The 23084-nt window shown below is 43.4% G+C and carries 22 protein-coding genes and 1 pseudogene; 8 read left to right on the forward strand and 15 right to left on the reverse strand.

Features of this window, described 5'->3' with window-relative positions:
- The first annotated feature begins 1 nt into the window (after nucleotide 1).
- The gene (locus MADE_RS09810) at nucleotides 2-829 is read left to right on the forward strand and encodes a LytR/AlgR family response regulator transcription factor (RefSeq protein WP_012518407.1); all 828 of its coding nucleotides are present in this window, start codon (nucleotides 2-4) and stop codon (nucleotides 827-829) included.
- A 74-nt stretch (nucleotides 830-903) separates the two neighbouring features.
- Here the strand turns inward: MADE_RS09810 and MADE_RS09815 are convergent, their stop codons facing one another.
- Nucleotides 904-1914: an ATP-dependent 6-phosphofructokinase gene (locus tag MADE_RS09815; protein ID WP_041703295.1), complete on the reverse strand. Its 1011-nt coding sequence runs from the start codon at nucleotides 1912-1914 to the stop codon at nucleotides 904-906.
- A gap of 201 nt (nucleotides 1915-2115) precedes the next feature.
- Here MADE_RS09815 and MADE_RS09820 point away from each other — a divergent pair, with 201 nt between their 5' ends.
- The gene (locus tag MADE_RS09820; RefSeq protein ID WP_012518409.1) at nucleotides 2116-2958 is read left to right on the forward strand and encodes a DUF6279 family lipoprotein; all 843 of its coding nucleotides are present in this window, start codon (nucleotides 2116-2118) and stop codon (nucleotides 2956-2958) included.
- A 434-nt stretch (nucleotides 2959-3392) separates the two neighbouring features.
- Here MADE_RS09820 and MADE_RS09825 read toward each other — a convergent pair whose 3' ends face one another.
- From MADE_RS09825 to MADE_RS09855, 7 genes and pseudogenes are all read right to left on the reverse strand, one after another.
- Nucleotides 3393-3848, reverse strand: coding sequence for a PaaI family thioesterase (locus MADE_RS09825; RefSeq protein ID WP_012518410.1), 456 nt, complete (start codon nucleotides 3846-3848; stop codon nucleotides 3393-3395).
- Between the two features lie 27 nt (nucleotides 3849-3875).
- Nucleotides 3876-4100: a GNAT family N-acetyltransferase gene (locus MADE_RS20780; RefSeq protein WP_012518411.1), complete on the reverse strand. Its 225-nt coding sequence runs from the start codon at nucleotides 4098-4100 to the stop codon at nucleotides 3876-3878.
- Between the two features lie 244 nt (nucleotides 4101-4344).
- Nucleotides 4345-5448 carry an ISAs1-like element ISAma3 family transposase gene (locus tag MADE_RS09835; RefSeq protein WP_012518412.1) on the reverse strand — a complete coding sequence of 368 codons (1104 nt, stop codon included), beginning with the start codon at nucleotides 5446-5448 and terminating at the stop codon, nucleotides 4345-4347.
- A gap of 119 nt (nucleotides 5449-5567) precedes the next feature.
- Nucleotides 5568-5984 (reverse strand): annotated as a pseudogene (locus MADE_RS09840) (transposase); the annotation flags it as partial.
- 180 nt (nucleotides 5985-6164) lie between these two features.
- Nucleotides 6165-7172: a zinc-dependent alcohol dehydrogenase family protein gene (locus MADE_RS09845; protein ID WP_012518414.1), complete on the reverse strand. Its 1008-nt coding sequence runs from the start codon at nucleotides 7170-7172 to the stop codon at nucleotides 6165-6167.
- 22 nt (nucleotides 7173-7194) lie between these two features.
- Nucleotides 7195-8202, reverse strand: a complete 1008-nt coding sequence (locus tag MADE_RS09850) for a zinc-dependent alcohol dehydrogenase family protein (RefSeq protein ID WP_012518415.1) — start codon at nucleotides 8200-8202, stop codon at nucleotides 7195-7197.
- 74 nt (nucleotides 8203-8276) lie between these two features.
- Complete coding sequence (locus MADE_RS09855) at nucleotides 8277-9035, reverse strand: SDR family oxidoreductase (protein WP_012518416.1); 759 nt, start codon at nucleotides 9033-9035, stop codon at nucleotides 8277-8279.
- Between the two features lie 155 nt (nucleotides 9036-9190).
- Between MADE_RS09855 and MADE_RS09860 the strand changes: the two genes are divergently transcribed.
- Complete coding sequence (locus tag MADE_RS09860) at nucleotides 9191-10084, forward strand: LysR family transcriptional regulator (protein ID WP_041912891.1); 894 nt, start codon at nucleotides 9191-9193, stop codon at nucleotides 10082-10084.
- A gap of 91 nt (nucleotides 10085-10175) precedes the next feature.
- Nucleotides 10176-10637, forward strand: a complete 462-nt coding sequence (locus MADE_RS09865) for a site-specific integrase (protein WP_012518418.1) — start codon at nucleotides 10176-10178, stop codon at nucleotides 10635-10637.
- Between the two features lie 508 nt (nucleotides 10638-11145).
- Here the strand turns inward: MADE_RS09865 and MADE_RS09870 are convergent.
- Together MADE_RS09870 and MADE_RS09875 are read right to left on the reverse strand one after the other, a co-directional pair.
- Entirely contained in the window at nucleotides 11146-11559 is a 414-nt protein-coding gene (locus tag MADE_RS09870) for a hypothetical protein (RefSeq protein WP_012518419.1), read from the reverse strand.
- Nucleotides 11560-11730: 171 nt separating this feature from the next.
- Entirely contained in the window at nucleotides 11731-12522 is a 792-nt protein-coding gene (locus tag MADE_RS09875; protein ID WP_023559708.1) for a S1 family peptidase, read from the reverse strand.
- A 387-nt stretch (nucleotides 12523-12909) separates the two neighbouring features.
- On the opposite strand from MADE_RS09875, the gene MADE_RS09880 reads away from it, so the two are divergent.
- Entirely contained in the window at nucleotides 12910-14421 is a 1512-nt protein-coding gene (locus MADE_RS09880; RefSeq protein WP_012518421.1) for an ISNCY family transposase, read from the forward strand.
- Nucleotides 14422-14508: 87 nt separating this feature from the next.
- Here the strand turns inward: MADE_RS09880 and MADE_RS09885 are convergent, their stop codons facing one another.
- From MADE_RS09885 to MADE_RS09900, 4 genes are all read right to left on the reverse strand, one after another.
- Nucleotides 14509-14895, reverse strand: a complete 387-nt coding sequence (locus MADE_RS09885) for a hypothetical protein (protein ID WP_012518422.1) — start codon at nucleotides 14893-14895, stop codon at nucleotides 14509-14511.
- 313 nt (nucleotides 14896-15208) lie between these two features.
- Nucleotides 15209-16006 (reverse strand): TIGR03915 family putative DNA repair protein, encoded by a 798-nt coding sequence (locus tag MADE_RS09890; protein WP_012518423.1) that lies wholly within the window; start codon nucleotides 16004-16006, stop codon nucleotides 15209-15211.
- A 16-nt stretch (nucleotides 16007-16022) separates the two neighbouring features.
- Nucleotides 16023-17264, reverse strand: coding sequence for a putative DNA modification/repair radical SAM protein (locus MADE_RS09895; RefSeq protein ID WP_012518424.1), 1242 nt, complete (start codon nucleotides 17262-17264; stop codon nucleotides 16023-16025).
- Nucleotides 17265-17584: 320 nt separating this feature from the next.
- Nucleotides 17585-19225 carry a tetratricopeptide repeat-containing response regulator gene (locus tag MADE_RS09900; protein ID WP_012518425.1) on the reverse strand — a complete coding sequence of 547 codons (1641 nt, stop codon included), beginning with the start codon at nucleotides 19223-19225 and terminating at the stop codon, nucleotides 17585-17587.
- Between the two features lie 121 nt (nucleotides 19226-19346).
- Between MADE_RS09900 and MADE_RS09905 the strand changes: the two genes are divergently transcribed.
- From MADE_RS09905 to MADE_RS09915, 3 genes are all read left to right on the forward strand, one after another.
- Nucleotides 19347-19901: a VC2046/SO_2500 family protein gene (locus tag MADE_RS09905; RefSeq protein ID WP_012518426.1), complete on the forward strand. Its 555-nt coding sequence runs from the start codon at nucleotides 19347-19349 to the stop codon at nucleotides 19899-19901.
- Between the two features lie 166 nt (nucleotides 19902-20067).
- The gene (trhO, locus tag MADE_RS09910) at nucleotides 20068-21063 is read left to right on the forward strand and encodes an oxygen-dependent tRNA uridine(34) hydroxylase TrhO (protein ID WP_012518427.1); all 996 of its coding nucleotides are present in this window, start codon (nucleotides 20068-20070) and stop codon (nucleotides 21061-21063) included.
- Nucleotides 21064-21115: 52 nt separating this feature from the next.
- Nucleotides 21116-21364: an EF-hand domain-containing protein gene (locus MADE_RS09915; RefSeq protein WP_039220280.1), complete on the forward strand. Its 249-nt coding sequence runs from the start codon at nucleotides 21116-21118 to the stop codon at nucleotides 21362-21364.
- A gap of 241 nt (nucleotides 21365-21605) precedes the next feature.
- On the opposite strand, the gene MADE_RS09920 is transcribed toward MADE_RS09915, so the two are convergent.
- Nucleotides 21606-22931 (reverse strand): DEAD/DEAH box helicase, encoded by a 1326-nt coding sequence (locus MADE_RS09920; protein WP_012518429.1) that lies wholly within the window; start codon nucleotides 22929-22931, stop codon nucleotides 21606-21608.
- Nucleotides 22932-23084 lie beyond the last annotated feature (153 nt).

Genomic DNA, 23084 nt, shown 5'->3' on the forward strand with positions numbered 1-23084 from the left:
CATGACAAAGCAAGTGATTAAAACCATTGTAGTGGACGACGAACCTTTAGCACGCAAAGGGCTTCGTGCCAGGTTAGAACGTCATGATGATGTACAGGTTCTTGCCGAGTGTCAAAATGGCCTTGAAGCGGTGAGTAGTATCTCTCAGCATCGCCCCGATTTAGTGTTTCTAGATATCCAAATGCCGGGCTTAAACGGGTTTCAGGTAATTCACAAACTGCGTGAACTAAAGCAACCCATCCCAATGATAGTATTTGTAACTGCGTACGATAGCTATGCGATTAAGGCATTCGATGTTCATGCTTTAGACTATCTACTAAAGCCGGCAGACGACGAACGTCTTGGCGCGGCGCTTAACAAGGTTAGAGAATACTTCTCTACTCAACATCAAGATGAGCAATCGCAAAAGCTTGTTAGCCTTGTTGCTGAATTAACCGGTGACGACTGCGAAGAAATCTTGCGCAAGCTTGCTAACGGTGAACCAGTGGAAACTAATCCATACCCAGATGTACTGGCCATTAAAGATGGCTCGGAAGTGACCCGTGTTAATGTTCAGGATATTCAATGGATAGACGCCGCGGGCGATTATATGTGTGTACATGCCCTAGATGGTATGCATATTATGCGTAAGACAATGAAAGAATTAGAGCAAGAACTAAACCCGCAGTTCTTCGTGCGTGTTCACCGTTCGGCTATTGCTAATATCCGCTTTGTCAAAAAGCTAGTTAGCCACATAAGCGGCGAGTATCACTTGATACTGCAAAACGATACTGAACTTAAAGTAAGCCGCAGTCACCGCGACAAAGTAAAAGCGGCAATGAAAATGTAACGGGCGTTACAAAAACGAAAAGCCCTGAGTCGTTTGCTTAAACCGCAACTCGCCACAGGGCTTTTTAATGCACGCTAGTTATCTGCTTGGTTATAACGCTCGTTCATAAGCGTTCGCATGGCGCCGACACGGGCCTCGTTAAGCGGTTTAGTATTTTTCCACGTTTCAGACAATGGCACGGTAACTGGACGCTGATTAACCTCACCAACCATAACATTACTTATGTCTTTTCCCACCAATCGAATGGCCGCTTCTCCGAGCGTAGTCGCTAAAAGTCGGTCTTGCGCTACCGGGGAACCACCGCGCTGAACGTGACCTAAAGTAACCGGCCTTACATCTTGTAGATTTCGTTGTTGAAGGGCATCAGTTAAGCCCGCTAGTCCGTTGGGCCATACGTTCTCTGCAACCACAACAATAAAACTAACAGGGCCTTTCAGCGTTCGCTGAGCGTTGATTTGTGACACGAGTTTTTCTATTTCAGATTCAGCTGAAGAGAAAAATTCTGGAACAATAACATAGTCTGCAGCAGAGGAGAGGGCAGCATTAAGGGCTAAGAAGCCAGCATTGCGCCCCATTACCTCAACTAAAAAGATACGTTCAAAAGCGTCGGCAGTATCGCGTACTTTATCGATAGAGCTCATGGCCGTATCAATAGCCGTGAAATAACCGATAGTTGCGTCTGTTCCCGCAATGTCGTTATCGATAGTGCCAGGGATACCTATAATTTGCCCATCCCAATGCTCGCTTAATTTAGCAGCCCCTTTAAACGAGCCGTCGCCGCCGATAACAATTAATGAATCTATGCGCGCTTTCTTTAAATTATGAGCTGCTTTTAACAGCCCCTCTTCGTGCATAAACTCTTTGCACCTTGCGCTATGTAAAATTGTACCGCCTTGCTGAATAAGGTTATGCGTAGAGTCTAAGGACAATGAAATATATTCTTGCTGCAGTAGCCCATTGTACCCATGCTTATAGCCCAACAGTGTATAACCGGCTTTTTGACAGGCAATGATAGTGGCCCGAATACATGCATTCATACCTGGTGCGTCGCCACCAGATGTTAAAATTGCGACACGTTTTGACACATTAAAGTCCTTCTTTTTACAGGCAATACGGTTAAGGTAAAGTAAAGGGTACGCTACGTAAAGTGGACGTTTGTAATGAAGCATTGAACACCCAAATGATTAAAAAAGTTTTACAACGGTGTTCCATTTTATTTCTCTATTTTTTTAATTGCAGTAAGCGGTTTGACTGCAAGTAACGTAAACAACAAAAAAGGATTGATTATGCGCACGTTGTTTATACTGGTATTCGTTGTCTTTCTCTCTGCCTGTAGTTCAAAACTGGCCTACAACAACCTTGATTGGTGGGTGTATTGGTATTTAGACGACTACATCGAACTCAAAGAGGGACAAGAAGAAAAGTTTGATGACCACCTTCAGAACTGGTTGCGTTGGCATAAAACAACAGAGCTTAGGCGGTATAAAGCACACCTAAGTGAAATTAAAGCCGAAATAAATGAAGGCACGTTAGACTCTAACACAGTGTACAGCCACTTAGTTAAAGCGAGGTCACACTGGGAACGGGTTCGTGATGAAATAAGCCCGGAACTGGCAATTCTCGCTAAGACCTTAGATGACGAGCAAGTTGTTTCGCTTTTTGCCGCGTTAGAAAAAGATAACAAAGAGGAAGAAGAAGAGCGTAAAGAGGCGCTTGAAAAAACAAAAGAAGCGCGCTTAGAGGACCGTATCGAGCGTATTGAAGAAGCGATTAGTGAACGCATTGGCAAACTTAGTCATGAACAAAAACAAATTGTAAGTACTTATGCTACGCAGTTTATCCCTACGGGGGAAGAGTGGCTTAAATATCGCAGAGACATCCAAAACGCGGCAAGAAAGTTATTTGTTACTCGAAGTTTCAACAACAATTTTGAAACAGACTTAATCGAACTTATGCAAAACCCCGACAGCTATAAGAGTGACATATACAAACAAAGCAGTGCGCACAATATGACGGTGACCGCCACATTAATATCAGAAGTGTTTTCCACCCTTAGCCGCAAGCAGCGCGAAGCGCTAATTGAAAATATAGATGAATTGATCGAAACCGTTGAGGACTTTAAAGGCTAACCTTGTTTTCGGTAAAGGTACGTTAAAGTCGACCTTGCAATGGATTAAGTATCATAGAAACTGCGTAAAGTATTTATTGTTAATAGTGAAGGGGGAGTGAAGGAACTACTGTTTATTTCGTGCATAACATTGATTTCTTCAGGTGGGCGGCGGCTTAGTACGTATTGCTGAAGTTTGCACTTTTAGGGACAGAGGTCAGCTATGAGCGTAAAGCGGACATTGGAAGTTACTGACGCGCTTGTCCGTTGTAGACAAGGGACGAACGTTCTACGCCCAAAGCAGCGACAGCGTTAGCTGTCCGACTGACTTTGTTTGTTAGCCTCGAATTGCTTCAATGCCTCCGCTGCAGGCCTGAAGTAGGCGTTTATATTAGATTGCAATTGGTAACCACTAATCTTCCCCTCAAATAACTGCCTATTTTCTTTTAAACGGAGTCAAGCTTTCAGAGAGTTAATTGTTTTAATATTCTCACTTCGTTTCGATGTATAGGGCGGTATAGAGTATGTACCCACAACATGTGCTACTAAATCACTCACCCCCTCAGAGTACAGAGAAACCTCCCCAACCACGAGAGTACGGCCGACTTTTATCAGAGAACATTCCGCAATGATTCGCTCATTTGCCGATGGCTTACGTAAGAAGTTGATGTTAAGGCTAGTTGTTACTGCCAATGGCACGATGCCAATTTTACCAAGTATCGCCACATAAAGTGCCACATCAGCCAGACTCATTAAAACAGGCCCCGAAACCGTTCCGCCAGGACGTAATTCATCCTGACCTACATGATGAGATACAGTCGCTCTACCGTTGCTCACTGCTTCCACAACGCATTTGCTTTGTGGAAACTCCGATTTCATGAAAGCGATAACTTCTTCTTTTGTAGCTGTCATTGAGACTCCTTAAATATTTATTCACGTTTATAGGCACCTGGTGAAGCGTTGCTCCAAGACTTCTATACCCCGTTGTAAGCCTAGTTTCTCTTCCACCAGTGCAAAGCCCTGACTTTCGTAAAGATATCGAGCTGCATTAAACCCTGAGAAAGTCCATGAGTTGATTTGGACGAAACCCTGAGCATCGGCAAAAGCTAATGCAGAATTGAGAAGCTGTTTACCTAGTCCGAAACCTCTTAAAGAGTCGTCCACAATGAACCATCAATGGCAACAGATGGATTTTATCGTCCCGTTTGATCGTCCAAATCTCATTGCTTGGGTTATCTAGCCTTCCAATAAATTCCGCCATGTTACTCGCCACTGAAAATGCAAATTCCCGACCAAAATCAGCCACTGTAGCGTAATAATGGGCATGCATCTCCCTAACACGTGCAATCAACCGGCTTTGTTGCGGAATTCAACTTGAGAGCAGGGCAAAATCATACTTGAATGAAATTTAAGCAAACAAGAGTTTTTCTCTGACTTCATCAGACCACGCCGCCTGCTTTAGCTTACCTTTCATACTGTCTTTAATAGGACTCAAGCGTGCTAAATTCATTGCAAAGCGGCGGAAGGTTGCCATATTTTCGGGCGCATCGCCGCGTCTGATGCGGGAGTCGTCCTCTCGATACGTCATATCCAGTACCCAATGTGATGCATTTTCTATCGACCAATGGCTGCGAATGGCTTTTGCAATTTGAGGTAAGTTAACCTCCAAGGAACTGATGTAATAAGCGGTCTCACTCGTTTCCTTATCTTTAAGGTAGCGTTTTCGGGTGACTTCAATGACCGGCTTAATATTCGTCCAGCCTTGGCTTTGCGTCAACCAAGGCGTAATGGGTAGCTGAACGTAGGTACGCTCCTCGATGCGTCCATGACCATCATTGGTTAAGGTTAAACTGTTTGTTTTGATATCTTGTGGGGTATCACGCCGTGTCTTGTGGAAGTAAGCCGCTATTTCCGTTGCAAGTTTACCTTGGTTATTCTTGACTTGCAGAACATAGTCGCCTCCTTTTGCATTAATGGCTTTAGCGACCTTCTTCAGGCAATGCATGGCATCGGCAGTGACAATACTGCCTTTTAACTCCAGTAATTCAATCAATTCCAGTACCGTCGACACTTCATTTTTCTTACCCTTCGATTTACATTGTGCGAGGACTAAACCTTGTTCCACCGCGTAGGCCGACACGCTGTGAAGGGCGGTTTTCCTATCACCATCGAATGAATGGCGAAGCGTTTTACCATCAAACGCAATCACGGGCTGCCCTTGGTCTTCACGGATTTCATTCACCCAGCTAATGAAGCTCGTTAGCAAGGCGTTGGGCTCTAGCGAGCTGATAATACGGGCAATAGTATCGTCGACGGGTACACCCTCTTTAAAGGCCCTGAACTTACGCAACCAATCCAGTTTGCTGTCCCCAAATTGCTTAATGTCTTTCCATCCTTCAGCACCAGAAAGAATGGCCACCACGGTGAGAAAAATCACATCAAGTAGGTCATGCTTCTTATTGATATGAGAGCGTTTATCTTCAAGTGACTCAAAATGGGTAATAAATGACATCTGTGCTAGCCTAAAAAGCTAGATTTGATCACAGATGCGCTAGTTAACGCAAGTTAGAGTATGATCTTGCCCTGAACTTGAGAGCGAATACTAGCAAAATTGTTTGCATTTTAAACGATTTACTGAGTTTCGGGCATACCTATCTCTGTTAGCTTGTTGAGTGCTTTGATTATGGCGTATGTCTCCCCAACTTGTGCATTGTAATTTCGAAGAGTGAATGAAGCGCCTAGTAGTTGTTTTGCGCGATACTTAGCGGTCTCCGACAATGAACGACTGTGGTAACCATATTTTCGTTTCCACTTTTTGTTCGAACCATAGAGCTTTTGGCAACCAACCGCCAGATTACGTGGATGACCTTTTTCCCAGAAGGCGACTCCTTCACGTGGAGGGATTAGAGGTATTGCTTTCTTAACCCTAATCGCCCTGTGGCACTCCCTTGTATCGTAAGCGCCATCTCCCGAAATTTCCTTGATGGATCGGCGTGTTTGTTTGAGTAAATTTGGGAGTACTTCCGCATCTGTCACGCCTGAAATATTGTACTTGCGCCAGTTTGTGGTTTTGTAGCGAGACTTCGGCATGTAGTCAAAGTCAGTGAATGAATGTCCCTGATCTGATCGTAAGATTCTGATTTAGTTCATTCGATTTCCGCAACAAAGCCCACGCTAATTATTATCAGGCACTGACTGAGTTGAGATACTAGCGGAAGCTACGAACTGTTAATCAAGTTCGACCACTATTTTACCAATCTGCTGATTGGACTCCAGATAGTGATGCGCTGCTACTATCTCTTCAAATTTAAAGCTTCGATCAATGACAGGCTTGAGTGTTCCTTCGGATAAACCCGAGAGGATAAATTGCTTTGCTCTGCGAAAACGCTCGATGTCTTTTATAACTTCAGTAAACACATACCCCCTAACAATCAGACTTTTACGAAGTGCTATTTTTAAGGGAAAAGGAGTTATTTCGGGACTTAATGCTCCGTGTACTATTATTGTTCCTTCAGGGCTCATTGCTTCAGCAATTTCAGCTATCTGCGGCCCACCGACAGCATCAAATGCGATTTTTAAATTGTTTTCTCCCAAGATACTTCTCAAGCTATCCAGCAGCGGTTCTTCTTGGGTTGCAATCACATGGGCCGCGCCAGCCTTGAGCACAGCAGCCTTTTTAGCTCCTGTTAGAGTTGTAGCGATAGGGATACCCCCCCGGGAATTCACAATTTGAATCGCAGCCAATCCAACACTGCTCGATGCGGCGGTTATCAGTACTGCATCGCCTTTTTGCACGTTAGCAATTTCGACCAAAGCGCCATAAGCTGTCAGGTACTGCATCCAAGCTGCTGCGCCTTCAGCAAAGGTTAGCCCTGCTGGTTTGAGTGCCACATATTCACTTGGTACGACAATCTCTTCTGCGTAGCAGCCGTTCTGAGAAAGCCCCATCTGAGGGACAATACAAACCTCGTCCCCAAGGCGTAAATGATTTACCTCTTCCCCGACTTCAATGACTATCCCGGATGCTTCATAGCCGATTCGCGAAGGGAAGTCAGCCTTTTCTATATAGCTGCCTCGCCTAAACATGGCATCAGCACGATTGAGCCCAACAACTTTGACCGCAATACGTACATCAGTGGCCTGCAAACTTGGACTCGCCAGCGAGTCAATAGTTAATACCTCGGGGCCACCTAATTCATGGAAACGAACAGTTCGAATTAGTTTTCTTGGGCTCATATGCATCCTCAACAATGACTTTTTAAGCAATTACATCAATAACGACTTTACCCATGGACCCCAACTCTACGGCATTATGTGCATCCATTGCCGTGTCTAGGGAAAAGCGTAACGGATCGAGTAGTGGCTTAATTTGTCCAGCTTCAACAAGAGCCGTAATTTGCCGCAAAATGTCACCATGATGTTTGCGTCCCTCTCCGCTGAGCTGTGGGTGTAACACAAAAATTCCTGACAATGTTGCAGAACGTATTGACGACGGTGCGAGGTTATGTGAGCTGAATGCAGCACAGCTTAAAATATGGCCGTAATGTGCAATGATACCTAATGAGGCATCGAGTGCAGAGCCACCGACAGTGTCGTAAATGATATCGAATCCTTTGCCTTGGGTGTATGCGTCCATGTAGTCAGCAGGGCTTGCAATGTGATAATCAATTGGCGTGGCACCAAGGGCCTTGAGCAGTTGTTGTTTTCCAGTCGATGCAGTGGCATAAACGTCGGCACCTAAAGCTTTAGCAATTTGCACGGCTAAATGCCCAACTCCGCCAGCTCCACCTTGGATAAGGATTTTCTGGCCCGCTTTAACATTCGCCTTGTCAACCAAACCTTCCCAAGCGGTAAGTGCAACCAGAGGTAAAGCCGCAGCTTCACGCATGGACAAATTTTTCGGTTTGAAAGCAAGTAACTCAGCATCTACGTTGGCATATTCAGCCAATGAGCCTTGCAATCCTCGCACTCCGCCAGTCAGACCATAAACGGCATCGCCTATTGCAAAGTCGGTGACGCCATCGCCGACAGCAACAATTTCTCCAGCTAAATCGGTGCCAAGTACTGCGGGCAATTCCGGCATGGCGTAAGGAGCGATACCTTGGCGGATCTTGTAATCAATAGGATTGACTCCACTTGCAAATATTTTTACTTGCACCTGACCTGCTGATGGAGAGGGTAAGTTAATCAGGGCATCTCGGAATACTGTACCCTCTTCATAGCTATCTAATACCAAAGCACGCATTTGTCTGTTTAACGCTGTCATCAATAACCTCACATACTGAATATTCAGCGGGTGGTTAAATCACCCGCTGGTTAATAGATCTTTTATTAAACGAATTAAAATTCTTGAACTGTTGGGCGCAGAACAATCTCGTTAATATCCACATCCGCAGGCTGCTCAATTGCGTATGCGATAGCACGAGCTACAGATTCAGATGGAATTTCATTTTGCTGATAAAAATCTTTTACAAAGGCTGCACCCTGAGTATCTGAACTTCCATGTTTTAATTCAGATTCGACTGCACCTGGTGAAATGATTGTTGAACGAATTTTACCCCCAACTTCATGGCGCAAGCCTTCGGCAATAGCGCGAACAGCGAATTTGGTTCCGCTATAAACCGTGCCGCCGGGACTGAATACTTTGATACCCGCTACGGACGAAATATTGATAAAGTGGCCGGATCCCTGTTCCTGAAAGATCGGAAGCGCTGCGGCTACTCCATACAGCAGACCTTTAACGTTGATGTCAATCATGCGATCCCATTCGTCAACTCGAGTCTCAGCTAACGGTGCAATCGCCATTAACCCTGCATTGTTGATAACCACATCAACTTTACCGAAGCGCTCTTGTGCAAGATTTACAAGGGCCTTCACTTCGTCCTGGCTAGTCACATCTGTCGCTTGAACCGCAACTTCTCCGCCCGCTGCGCGTATGTCAGCAGCAATAGCTTCAAGCTTGTCGATGCGTCGGGCACCTAAAACAACAGATGCGCCAAGGCTGGCTAAATGTCTTGCCGTGGTCTCGCCTAAACCGCTGCTACCACCAGTGATAACAACGACCTTACCGCTGATGTTATTTGCTAAAACACTGCTCATATTTAATATCCTCAAATAAGTTGAATGACGTTGTCTAAATAACAAGCAAAGTATCTCTTACCTTCAAAAACCAATAAATGGAAATGTTTTAATTTCACAATTCCATATTTTGGAATAATATTTATGTATTCATTTCAAACCTGAATATGACCGTGATGCTTAACAGATTGGAAATGCTCCGGATATTTTGTACTGCTGCTGAGTCTCGCAGCTTTAAAGAAGCGGCTAACCGTCTGGGAATTTCTCCTCAGGCAGTGACGCGAGCAGTGAAGGAGTTAGAGCGATTGCAAGGGGAGCTTTTATTTCATCGAAATACTCGACACATACAAGTGACCCTAGTTGGAGAAAAATTTGCTTTGATAGCAAAAGAACGCCTGCGCGCTGTAGATGAATTGTTTCAAACAAGCGCCCCTAACTCGGGTAATGAATTACAAGGGCGGGTTCGTATCGCAGCGCCTGTTGGCTTTGGTCATAAGTGCTTAATGCCAGTATTACTGGAACTTTCAACAATACATCCTCAACTGGATATAGACCTGACACTCAGTGACGAGCGCGTGGATGTAGTTGACGAAAAAATAGATATTGGGATTCGTATCGGCTTCATGAGAGATAGTCGATTTATTGCCCGCCAGCTCACCAAAATTAATATGTATGTCGTGGCTTCGCCTGACTTAATAAATAGAGTGGGAAGGCCTGCGTCTATTGAAGAACTAAACCACTTGCCGGTTACAGGGTTAGTAGATCGCAATACGGGAAAGCTTTGGCCGTGGGTTTTTTCCATGGACAGACAGTGGACGCCATCCATAACACGTTTTCGAAGTGCCGACACCGAAGCTGAATTAATGGCTATACAAAATGGACTAGGTTTTGCTCAAATTCCTGACTTTTTGGTCCAAGACTTATTACGCCAAGAGAAACTTGTGAGAGTGTTAGAAGAGGTCGAGCCGGTGCCTTGGGATTTATATATTTATCGCCCTCAACGTGGTCCAGTACCACAACGTATTCGATTGGTTTTTGATCACTTGGTGTCAAGATTGAGTGTCCGCTAATGGCACAATTCCGAAGTTTTTGCTCATTTTATTATTATGCTATTTAAACTGACTGTCATACTTTTGGTTCCTACTGAGCAGGAGACAGCTTATGGCAATTCGAATTCATACACCTTGGAATAAAGATCGCATAATTGGGCAGAAGAAACCTCTTCAGATATCGCATATATGGGGCATCCGAATTCGATTAGAAATTGAAGGTCGGACGCGTGATCTTGCACTGTTCAATCTTGGTCTAGATAGCAAGCTACGGGGTTGTGACCTCGTTAAACTAAAAGTTTCAGACGTCGTTTGCGGACGTTCTGCGCTGAGGCGTACAAATGTTGTTCAGCAAAAAACAGATAGCCCCGTCCAATTTGAGATAACACCAACACAAAACACTGGCGAATCGATTTTGGCTTGGGTGAAGAAAGCAGAACTAAAAGCGTCCGACTACCTTTTTAAATCTCGTATACACGGTGCTGAGCACATATCAACTAGACAATATAATCGCATTTTCCACGGATGGATTGACAAACTTGGACTGAATACCTCGCTGTACAGTACCCATTGACTGCGCAGGACCAAACCCTATTTAATTTACAAGATGACTAAAAACCTTCGAGTAGTTCAACTCTTGCTTGGATACAAGAAATTAGAGAGCACAGTTTGTTACTTAGGCATCGAAGTTGATGACGTTTTGGAAATATCGGAGTCTATTGAAATCTAGGCTGTACGGGGCTGCTTGTGCAGCCCCTGTGAGCGTGAAGCGGACATTGGATATAACTTTTTCGCAAGTCCGCTAAAGACAATGAACGGACGTTCGAAGCTTGAGAAATAGGACTAAGGTTATGGTCTACATTAGCCAGCCACGAGTTGAGCCCACAGTGTTAGTCCTATTGACTTGCGAGTTACCTTTTTACAGGGATTTCCCAAGTTCTTTTTATACTTTGCATTGATTCAACAAACTCGAAACTAGCCTCCCAAAAATATTTATTTTTTGAAAAGAACCATTGGGTTTGTGGCTCCTTATCATGCGGGATTACAAACTAAAATCTAAGATTGTTTTACCGTCTACATGATTAATGTTCGGAGTCGCACTCGACTCCCAAACCTATATCGTTTCGGTATTCATCGTCAGCTATCTTTCTTCTTTGCCAAAGAGTAATTGAAATTTCTTTTACACTATTAAAATCTGGCTTTGTAATTTCAATAGAGCCTTTAAATTCCTCGCCAATCGTGCAGACTGACGGGTTTAGTGTTAACGGAGTTTTACCCAGTTTAGAAAATTTCCGTCTCTGATAAGAACCAATCACCCATAGAAGAATTGAGAACGAAAAAAAGCCCGCAAAAAATAAGTATAGAGCAGGCGAGTTTGATTTAGTTGATGTGTGAAGAAGAGGAATTGCAGCGAAAAAACAAACTACGCCAAAAATTTGAATGGCAACACCAGTTTTACTCTCTTTGCTGAATATAACTTTATTAAGTTTTTCCATTTGCATACCTCCGTTGTAAGAAGCCGGTTTACGCTCGTTTCAGTCCCTAAGTGCTAGCTTTATATTGAGACAAAGAGCCGCTGTTCACGCTTTACCTATGGGAATATGAATGCTTGATCAAAATAGGCAAAAAGAAATAGAAACTGAACGATTAGTATTTTGTGGGCTGGCTCACGAGTTGCCCAATACACTTTCAATCCAGCCTCGGTAATTTGACACCCTAACTTGATAAGCGGTAGTACCATATAAACCGCCTTTAAAATTAGCAATATCTCCACGCCAAACTTGCCAACTCGATAAACCAACCAAATAAGCCTTACCGTTTTCAATTATTACTGAAGCTCCGCCACTATCACCAGCAGCGTGCATTCCTTCAAGAGGCAATGCATCAGGCGGCTTATTAAATTTGTATGAGAGCCAGTTTCCTTTTGAAGATTCAATAATGTTTCTAAAATGGTTTAATTCTCGCAATGATTTAGTTTCGAGGTTTTCACCAATTTCTCCGTTACCTGTTGCTCCACGACCAAATACTGTGATCTCTTTACCCGCTTGATCAATGTTTGGGTAGATATCAATTGGTTCACTCGTTGTAACAGGGGAAGATAGCTTTATTAAAGCAATATCACTTCTAGATTCTAAAAACTTCATTAAGGGAGCTGCATCACCTTTAAAGAGAACCTCACCTGGTTCAATATAAAGTGGGTGTATGTGAACCTCTTCTATTTCAAAGACTTTATCGCCAACCCGTAATTTTTTACCTATGTAATTATAAAAAATGGTATGAGCGACTGTCACAACCCATTGAGGTTTTATCAATACCCCATGACCCTCATGAGGTAGATCAATTAAGTATTCGGGTACTTTTTCTAAGACATAATTTCGGGAGGGTATATCGTGCCGTTTCACTACAGCATTACTACTAGTTGCAATGAAAACAGCGAAAAATAAAACCAAAATTTTCATATTACATCCATGTAGATTTAGGGCTAACTAAAAGCTGCCTACCAAGACACCATACTAACACTCGTTTTGCCTGAAATACCACCTAACATTTACTCATGGAGAGGATATTAGACGTCCGCTTTACGTACTTTTCCGCCGTTTAATTACAAATATTCGAACGACTGCTAATGGAACATATGCGACTGTCAGATTTGTTTAAGTCCTATTATTCGAATCTGACAGATCAAGTCGAGACTGATTCAATTGATGCGTGTTAACACCAAGCGATTTTGTCGTACTTTAATTACCACGCGATTCTGTCGTAGTCGCTAATTACCAAGGGAAATTGACGGTTATCTTTAACCGTGTTCTTTAAATGTTTTTTTGTGCATTTGAGGAACGCTAAGGATGATTGTGTTGAATTCCAAAGCTCAATTGACAGTTGATGTCATTGCAAAAGTGGCTGAACGTAAAATTACGATAGCCAATGCCACTAAGCTCCTCAATAAATCCAGACGTACTGTTGAACGTTATTTACAGCGTTACCGAAGCCAAGGGTTACAGTTTATCGTTCACGGAAACACAGGCAGCGAGCCAGTTAATAAAACGCCTGACAGCCTTAAGCAGCAAGTTCAGTCGCTAATCCGCGAGAAATATTATGACCTGAACTTGTTGCACCTCGCCAAGATGCTTGAGACTCACGAACACATTGTTGTTAAGCGCGAGACACTGCGTAAATGGGCACATGATATCCATCATGTAAAACGGGCTAAGCGCAGGCGTAGCCGTGTTCACAAACGCAGAGAGCGAATGGATGCGCCCGGATTAATGCTACAAATGGACGGCAGCACACATCGTTGGTTCGGCGATAAGAAGTCATGTTTAATCGCCATGATTGATGATGCCAATAGCGATATTCATGCTGAGTTCTTTCCGTCAGAAACGACTGAAGGCTGTATGAAAGTCATGCGCTCAGTCGTTGAGAAATACGGTGTATTTAAAACCCTATACGTTGATCGTGCCGGAATATTTGGTGGTCCTAAACGCTGCAACTTCTCCCAGATGCAGCGGGCCTGCGAAGAGTTGGGCATTGAAATCATCTTCGCCAGCTCTCCTCAAGGTAAAGGGCGTATTGAACGTGCCTTCGATACCCTACAGGATAGACTGATACCGGAACTGCGGCTCAGCAATATTACTGACATGACAGGAGCAAACAGCTACTTACAACACGTTTTTATTCCGCAGTTCTGGCGTAAAAATCTGGTTGTAAAAGCAAGAACGCCGGACACTGAATATACGCCTGTATCGCGTCATACTAACCTTGACGATATCTGTACAACAAAGGTCTACCGGAAAATCCGTAACGACCATACGTTTAGTTACAGAAACAAATTCTACTTCATCGAGTCTCCATTGAAGCACTCTATCGCAAAACAAAAAATTGAAATCCGTGCAGGTAAAGATAAGCAGTTTGATGCCTACTTCGCCGGACGAAAGCTACAGGTAACGGAAGTCACTGAGCCTGTTAAGATATCGATGGAGGACAATGATATCCAGACGAAGCTTGAGGTATTAGCTTTGGCTGATAGGCTTGGAAATGTAGCTGAAGCCTCTCGTCTTAGTGGGGTTTCCCGCGAGACCATTTACCGCCATCGTAAGTTGATTAAAAAGGGCGGAACTGAAGCGTTAAAACGTCAGGAAACACCCGCTCTTCATCACAAAAATCGCACAGACAAAGCTATCGAGGAAATCGTCATCGAGTTCTCACTAGCTAATCCACACCTTGGACAGGCGAAAGTGTCTCGGCTGCTTGAGGCTGAAAGAAACGTGATCATACACGCTAGCGGCATCCGCAATATCTGGCTTAGGGAGAGAATGAATACGATCGCATTACGTTTGGCGAAGTCTCAGTCGACATAAAAAGACCTTAATATTTAATAAGTTAAGAAGAGAATTAATCACTTGCGTGATTAATTCTCATGCACATATATAGTGCTGTTGGCGGCGTCAATCTATTATTTTTTTGATTCTCAAAAAGGAGTAGGTTAAGTCTCGACTATTGTTCTGGAATATGACTTGAGGTGCTAGCAAAGCCCTTATTTGCACGGAAAGCGGTGATGTATCAACCCCTACTGCAATATGTTGCGTGCGCCAAATTCCATTCAGGATATATTGTACATCTTTCTGTGAAGCGGTCTGTTTACCTGATTTAGGATGAAGTTCTAAGACCCAGTCGATAGCTAATAGAACAACCCAAGGAGCTGAGATTTCACCTGCTTTTTTCATATTAGGTGTTTGTTGTAAGTATGAAATCAACTCACCAAATAAAGAAATAGTATTGAATTTGCAGATTCTTGATCTGATGGGCATTGCTGCTTCTTCAAAAGTTTTCATTCGCCTGAATCTAACTCCTTACTCAAATTCGCTACATCTCAACCGTAATAATGATGCAACTAGCATAAAGATGAAGTGCAAAAATTGAAAGGTAATGAAACTATTTTCAATCGTACAGATCCCCCTCGTTATCTTTTAGCTTTAGCATTTTCATTTTGACCAATATCAGAAGTAGAAAATCACAAAATTGAATGTCCGTTGTTTGCCTAAAGCAGTCCTCTAATACTCATTTATAAAGAGGTCTGGTTTACGCTTACTTATGCCGAAGAGTCTTAAAAATTTAAAGGGCAGTGGCACACAGTTAACGGGCGTTTTATTTGCGCTTATTCCCATCAGTGATCATTTTGCGAGCTCTAGTGTCTGACTGTTTTATCATATCGTCAATCAGTGACGTTTCAGGCATGTTCTTCCAATATTTTTTGGGCATTGAACTTAGCATGGCGTCTTTTTTGATGCGTGCCGGATTGAAGATGTTAGCGTAATAAGTAAGCCAGTATTTTTCAATATGATCGTTATCTGGAAGCACACTCGAATCAGGGTTGTCTTCTAAAATAAGTGTTTCTGTATCCCAGTGAGCCGCCCGATAAGGCGTGAGTATAGACCATCGCATATTCTTAAAACGGGTTTGAAAGAAGTCGAGCTTTAACTCTAGGCTAAAATGTTCAGGCTCGTACCAAGCGATAAAGTGTTCATTGCCACCGAGGTTAACCTCTCTAAATCTTAAAAACGCGCTCATTTTATACGCGTCTCGCTTTACCGCTTTAGCTAGTGCCATAAGCTGCAATATATCGTCATCAGTTTTTAACCGAACTAGGTTTTTGTTTTCAAACGTAACGCGCCATAACACCCTATAACACAATGCGAAGCGGTGAGCATCGCTATGACACAATGCATATTTGAAAAGCATTAAGACAGATTTAGGAATAGCATGCCTTTTTTGTGGCGTTGTGACCGTAATAGAGGGTTGGCTGTGGCCGAATAGGTCGTCCTGTACTGATTGTGCACTTTGCCAAATGATATTTTCAGGGGGGATAGATTGTGCTAAACACGCTCTTGCAGCCATGCGCCACTCATCAAACCCCGGTACTGAGTTAATTGTAATTGTTTCCATCTCACAGCAACTTCATTTAAGCGCTAAATAGTTCAAACTGCTTCGGCTGCTTGAACTGAAGTTCAAAATTATTACTATCGAGTAAGTGAATATCAGGGGCATAGTCGCCTACGCTAATAAAAGGTTTTAGCTTTTTAAGTGGTAAACGCATTTTAGTCAGATCTATCCAGTTTAGCTTTGTGTGCCGTCTAATCGCCAGAATTTTTTGCACCGTTCGAGCGCCAAGCCCCGGTACTCGTAACAACAGCAATTTGTCCGCCTTATTTAAATCAATCGGAAAGACATGGCGATTGCGTAATGCCCACGCAAGTTTAGGGTCATAATCCATATCAAGCATGTCATCGTGAACAATTTCATCAAGGGTAAACCCATAAAAACGCAACAGCCAATCAGCTTGATAAAGGCGGTGCTCGCGAATTAACGGCGCAGGCTTTAGCGGCAACACTTCAGATGCATCGGGTATTGGCGAGAACGCCGAATAATAAACTCGGCGAAGTTTTTGTTGGTTATAAAGTTTAATGCTGGTCCCTAAAATAACTTTATCATTAGAGTCATCTGCGCCTATGATCATCTGTGTAGACTGCCCACCAGGTGCAAAGCGTGGCAGGCGTTTACCGGTATAGGTTTTATCTGCCTTGTGCTCTGCAATTTTGTCTTTTAGCGTGTTCATTGAGCCATGGATAGCACCGAGATCTTTTTCTGGCGCGTATTTATTTAAAGAGGGTTGAGTCGGCATCTCGACATTAATACTTAACCTATCTGCGTATAAACCAGCTTCTTCTTGTAACTCAGGTGAGGCATTTGGAATGGTTTTGAGGTGTATATACCCTTTAAAACCGTGGTCAAGGCGCAAAGATTTGGCAATACGTACCATACTTTCCATTGTAAGATCGGGTGAGCCTACAATGCCTGAACTAAGAAACAAACCTTCAATGTAGTTGCGCTTGTAAAAATTCAGCGTCAGGTCTACGGTTTCTCTAACGGTGAATCGTGCGCGTCGAACATTGCTAGACACTCTATTTATGCAGTAGTGACAATCGTAGATACAGTAATTAGTCATCAAGATTTTTAGTAAAGAAACACACCGACCATCAGGCGTGAAGCTGTGACATATACCCGAACCGCCGGTAAGCGAACCTATCCCCGTTTTTTCGGTTTTGCCTGCCTTTCGTTTACCCGCCGAACCGCTTGCACAGGAAGCGTCATACTTGGCTGCATCTGAAAGAATTTCGAGTTTTTGTATCAGTTTGTCGTGCATAGCAGATTACTACTTTCTCTAAGCATTTACTTAACATCGGTCAATTTTAAGCGGGATGCTTAAAAGGACCTGTATATTTAGTTTGTGTAGCCATGTGATTTCTGCTCGTTATATCATGTATATATATACAGTACAAATGAGCGTTGGAAGATTTGTGCACTCAATATACGAAATTCAGCTACATTTTCGTATTGAGAAGTTAGAGCGTGTAAGGTTTGATACGAGTAAAAAGCGCTTAATTAAAATAGCCCGGTTTCGCTGACTGTTTCGAATATTTTATTGGAGCAAAGATGAGCCATATAACGGTTAAAGGGGGGGAATCAAAAACCGATGTACTTAGAAAGTTCGTCACGTAGATTAGTATACTTTTCGTTATACGGCGCTTTAAGCGACATATCGTCTATTAACTTAAACAAACGCTTACATTCATTGGTAAGCTTCATTTCTGCTTTATCTTCTTTTATCACTATCTGCAGTAGACACTGAAGTAAATTAAGCGCTACACCCGTATTAACCGGTGCAAAACCTTGTGCTAAGGCAAAGGACGCTTTTGCACGTTCGTAATCTTTTTGCTGATAGTGTTGAATGCCTTCTCGATTAAATTGCTGATAGCTAGCAAGACTTTTCCGTGCATTGTGGGCTTGCGTTTCTAACATATTTGCACTGTTTTGATCGAGCTCGTCGTGACGTGACTCGAGAAATGAAGTTAGCTGCAACGCATCATCAAATTCACCGAGTTTGTACATCACGTTGATACTGTCTGGAATAAAAGCAGTGGGAACCTCGGTGTATTTTTCATCCAGCATGGTTTGTGACGTTGATAAATGCCGCTTCGCGTCAATTAATTTGCCGTCAATGGCGCTAATTCTGGCATTAACAATCGTACCGAAGATATCTACATCAAAGTCCCGGTCCATTTTTTGAAGGTGTTCGTCAAACTTTCCGCGTTGAAGTGTAAGTAGGGCTTCTTGTTGGTATTTATTGCGCTGTTTTTTATCTTCAGCGCACTCAGCTACATCTAATAGACTGCGAATAATACCGCACCAGTGCAGGCTCGTTTTATGAACCGACCGCTTAGACAAATCCCATATAGCTAAACTTGAATTAGCCGCGAGCACTAAGTCATCGTTTAACCTGCCAATTTCGCACGCTTTAAAGTGTCTCGGTAGAGAATAAGGCGAAAGCTTGATAGCTTCTTTAATGGCGTCTAGTGCTTTTTCGCCGTCGTCTAATTTCTGCTGTGCTTGGGCAAGTATGTCATAGGCATCCGCATTAAACCGGTTTCGTTTTAACGTTCGTTTCGCCGTCGTTATTGCTTTGTCGAATTCGTTTAGTTGAAGGTAAGTTTTTGCAATTGCGATCTGTGCCCAAAGCACAGGTTTGCCGTCAATGTAGTCGCTCAATACGTCAAGGGCTTTCTCTGGCTGACCTATACGCCAATAGAGTTCAACCAAAAGTTGCTCGCAGTGCCCTTTGTAATGTGAGGGTGAATCGAGCAAAGACTCGATATGGTCGATTGCACTGTTACATTCACCTTGCTCAATGAGGCTGTACGCCTGTTGCAAAAACTGTCGTTTTTGCCAAGCGCGAATAATCCTGGATTTTAACTGAACCTGAGAGAAGGGCTTAACAAGAAAGTCATCAGGTCGGCGTTCAATAGAGCCTAGCACGATAGGTCGGGCGCTATCAGCGCTTATAAGGATAAAAATAGAAGTAGGGTTAATAAGCCTTCTGGTACGAAGCTCTTCGATTAACTCATACCCACTTTTATTATCTGCTCCTAAATGCAAATCACAGATAATGACATCGAACTTATGTTTTTTGCATAGGGAAACGGCTTGTTCCGCCGATGACTTTGTTACCACGTCACTGGCCCCCATAGAATGCATAAGCCCTTTGAGTAGCAAAAGAAAGGGGCGTTGATCTTCAACAATCAGTACTTGTTTATTGCTAAATTGCATTTCGAATCCATGAATAGGGGCGCTATGGCTTTATTGAAGTATATCTAACTTTAAAAAATAAGCTTAAGAAAAACATTATCTTGCCGACAACATAAGTATACAAATCAAGTAATCAGAATGCATGTCTGTAGACGCTACATCCCAAAATGAGCAAACGCATATTGACCCCAGTATTTATTGGGAGCGCAGCGGTGTGCTTGCGCGTGCATCAACGCAAGGGGCGCTATTTTCACTCTATCTTGCCATGCAGCAACATAGTACAGCAGCGCCCTTTGAGATAGAGGCGGCAGATAGCGAATTATCTCAAAAAGCGGGCATTGATACTGAGCTTACTTCCCTGAGTCACTACCGTCGTTCAAGTCTTGCTGCAAACGAAAGTGAATGGAAAAACATGGACGTAATGTCGGCTTTGGTTGCTGAAGACTTTTCCACGGCGCGACTATATTTAAATATGAATCCGGCACCCTTAGCACAAACCGATGATGCGAAACGGCTGCCTGACGATGTGATAGATAACTGCAGTTTGGCAGCGCAGAAACGTATTAAAAAGCAATATAACAATACGATGAAGGAAGACAACACGCTGCTTTACGATATGCTTGCCGTGAAAGAGACACAAAACCCCGGAAGTAATGCAGATGCTGTTCACACCTCACCATTTGAAAACATCGCTTAGCCGAGCACTGGTTAGTTTACTGCCTATCAACGTACTGAAGCGAATTGTAAAACAGGGCTACTCAATGCGCCAAATACAGCAGGCCTAGTTTTTACCCTGAAGTTTTGTTATATTGCGCGCCGCATTTTTGCACTGGTCTTACGCTCCAATCAGCAAAGGTTAAAATATGTCTAAATATATTGTATGCGCAATGTATAAGTTTGTTGCGCTTGAAAACTATAAAGAAATTCGCCAGCCCCTTCTAGAAGCTATGGAAGCTAACGGTATTAAAGGGACACTTCTTCTAGCCAGCGAAGGTATAAACGGCACGGTATCCGGTACCCGAGAAGGCATAGACGCGCTGTTGGCCTACTTAAACAGCGACGCGCGCATTAACCCCATCTCTTTTAAAGAATCGCTCCACGACGAGCAGCCTTTCTATCGCACGAAAGTAAAGCTTAAAAAAGAAATTGTGACCATGGGTGTAGAGGGCATAGACCCACGCGAAACCGTAGGCACTTACGTTAAGCCAAAAGATTGGAATGCGCTAATTAGCGATCCAGAGGTAACGGTTATCGACACGCGAAACGGCTACGAAATTGAAATTGGTACGTTCAAAAACGCCATCGACCCTAAAACAGAGACTTTCCGCGAATTCCCTGAGTACGTGTCTAAAGAACTCGACCCGTCTAAAAACAAAAAGGTCGCGATGTTTTGCACCGGTGGTATCCGCTGTGAAAAATCTACCGCTTATTTGAAAGAGCAAGGGTTTGAAGAGGTATATCATCTTGAAGGTGGTATTTTGCAATACTTAGACGATGTGCCTAAAGAAGAGTCTATGTGGGAAGGTGATTGCTTTGTTTTTGATAATCGTGTGGCAGTAAACCATGATTTGGAAAAGAGCCATTACGAGCAGTGCTACGCATGTCGACTACCAATTACCGCAGAAGACAAGCAAAGTGATAAATACGAGCCGGGTGTTAGCTGCCCGCATTGCTTCGGCACCCACACTGATGATCAAATTGCACGCTTTAGAGAGCGCGAAAAACAGGTTCAATTAGCCAAAGAGCGCCAACAGGAACACGTGGGTACTGGAGCGCGTTTAACCATGGAACAAAAGCGTAAAGAAAAAGCAGAAGCTCAACGTTTACGCGCACTCAAAGCAAACGAAAATCAGGCATAGACAGCCAGAAAGAAGGGCGTTACACTCGTGTTTATTGCAGTTGATATAAGGAATGCGAGTGAGCACTCAACTTTCAGAATCTAAAATTGAAGAAATTAGGAAGGACTTTAGCTTTTTCGATCGTGATGGCAATGGCCAAATCGATTTGCCGGAGTTCATCGAGCTTCTAACCGTAATTTCACCAAAAACAAAAGCTAGCCACGTACAAGAAGGCTTTAAGCTTATCGATAGTAACGACGATGGTTACATCGACTTTGAAGAGTTTTTGGAGTGGTGGCAAGAAGGGTGGTGGGAATACTAAGCGCTAGCTTGTTTTAACCATCTTTTAATACCGTATGCCCGTGTAATCGTTATTGACGAGTGATTACACCGAAGCAAAAAAACGAGTGACTTTTTAAGCACTCGTTTTTTTATGTCTGCCATTAGTCGGTGAGTATAGTCGATTTAGTTTGAATAAAAGCCTGAAAATCGAACCACCGCGAAGATGCCTTATCTAATTAAACCGGTAAACTAGAAGGGAAAGAGCCCAATAGTTGTTGGTCTTACTCGTCGTCATCCGAGAGCGTTTTGCGTGGTTTGCGTTTCACTGGGACCATACCGATATCTTCACCAGACATGGTATCAACACGCTTTTTAACGTTTGCTTTAACAGGTTTCGCTACGCGCTTTTTGCCATTTTGGGCAGTTGCGCCTTTCGACACTTTTTTCTTAGGCTTGAAACCTTTAAACGAAGCAGAAAATTCGTCGTGCGGGGAACACTCTAAAGCATATTGAAGGTGATTTTTAAGCCCTTCGAAGCTATTCCAATCACGAGGGCCTATTAGTGAGAAAGCTTCGCCTTTTTGCCCCGCGCGTCCGGTACGACCAATACGGTGAATATACTCATCGGCGTTTTTGGGTAGGTCGAAGTTAACTACCAGGCCAACTTTTGACAGATCTAGACCGCGCGAGGCGAGGTCGGTGGTAACTAAAATACTGTGCTGTCCACGAGCAAACGCGCTCATAACCGCTGCACGTTGGCTTTGTAACATGTCACCACGTAGCGCTATGGCTTCTAAGTTTTGTTCGTTAAGCAATGCTGCAATTCTGTCTGTGTCTTCACGGGTCGCAGTAAAAACAATAGCTTGGTTGTAAGTACGATTAGCCAACTCAAACTGTAAAATCTGATCTTTGTTATCAACATTGTCTGCAAAGAAACACTTCTGCTCGATATCGCCATGCTCTGCAGTTGAGTCTCCTACCGCTACGCGTACCGCCCCTTTGGTCAGCTGTGTTGTCATATGCTTAAGCTCAATATTGTCGAGCGTGGCAGAAAACAGCATGGTTTGGCGCTTTCTGTGATCAGCATAGTCGTTGATCATCTTAAGCTGAGCAGAGAAGCCTAAATCTAACATTCGGTCGGCTTCATCAAAAATAAGCAGCTCTAAACCGTTTAGATATACGCTTTTGTCTAAGAGATGGTCGGCAACACGGCCAGCTGTGCCTACAATAATATGAGGGTTACGGCGAAGCGCTTTAACCTGGTCGTTGTAGTTTTCGCCGCCCACAATCAGTGAACACGTTAAGTTCAACCCAGTGCACATTGACTTAGCTTCTATGAAGACTTGTTTCGCAAGTTCCCGCGTGGGCGCTAAAATCAAGGCGCGAGGGTCTTGTCGGCTTAATGCTTTTTGTGCCATTAGCCTGTTGATGGCGGGCACTAGAAAGGCGAAGGTTTTACCTGAACCCGTTTTAGAAGACGCAATAATATCCTTTCCTTGAATAGCAGGAAGCATAGTGCGCTCTTGAATTTCCGTTAGCGTCGAAATATTTTTAGATTCGAGCTTTGAAATAATTTTGTGGTGTACAGGTAAATCAGAAACTAGCAAGAAGGTATAGCCTTTATAAATGAACAGTCGAGCGCATTATCCCTTAATGCAAAACGTATTGAAAGGCTTATCGCAGTGGTTAGTCGATGGGTGAATGCTAGGGGATGATAAAGGCGTACGTACGGCAGCAGTTTTGCTAAATACCGCTTAAGT

It is taken from the genome of Alteromonas mediterranea DE (assembly GCF_000020585.3).
In the GTDB taxonomy this organism is placed as follows: Bacteria; Pseudomonadota; Gammaproteobacteria; order Enterobacterales; family Alteromonadaceae; genus Alteromonas; species Alteromonas mediterranea.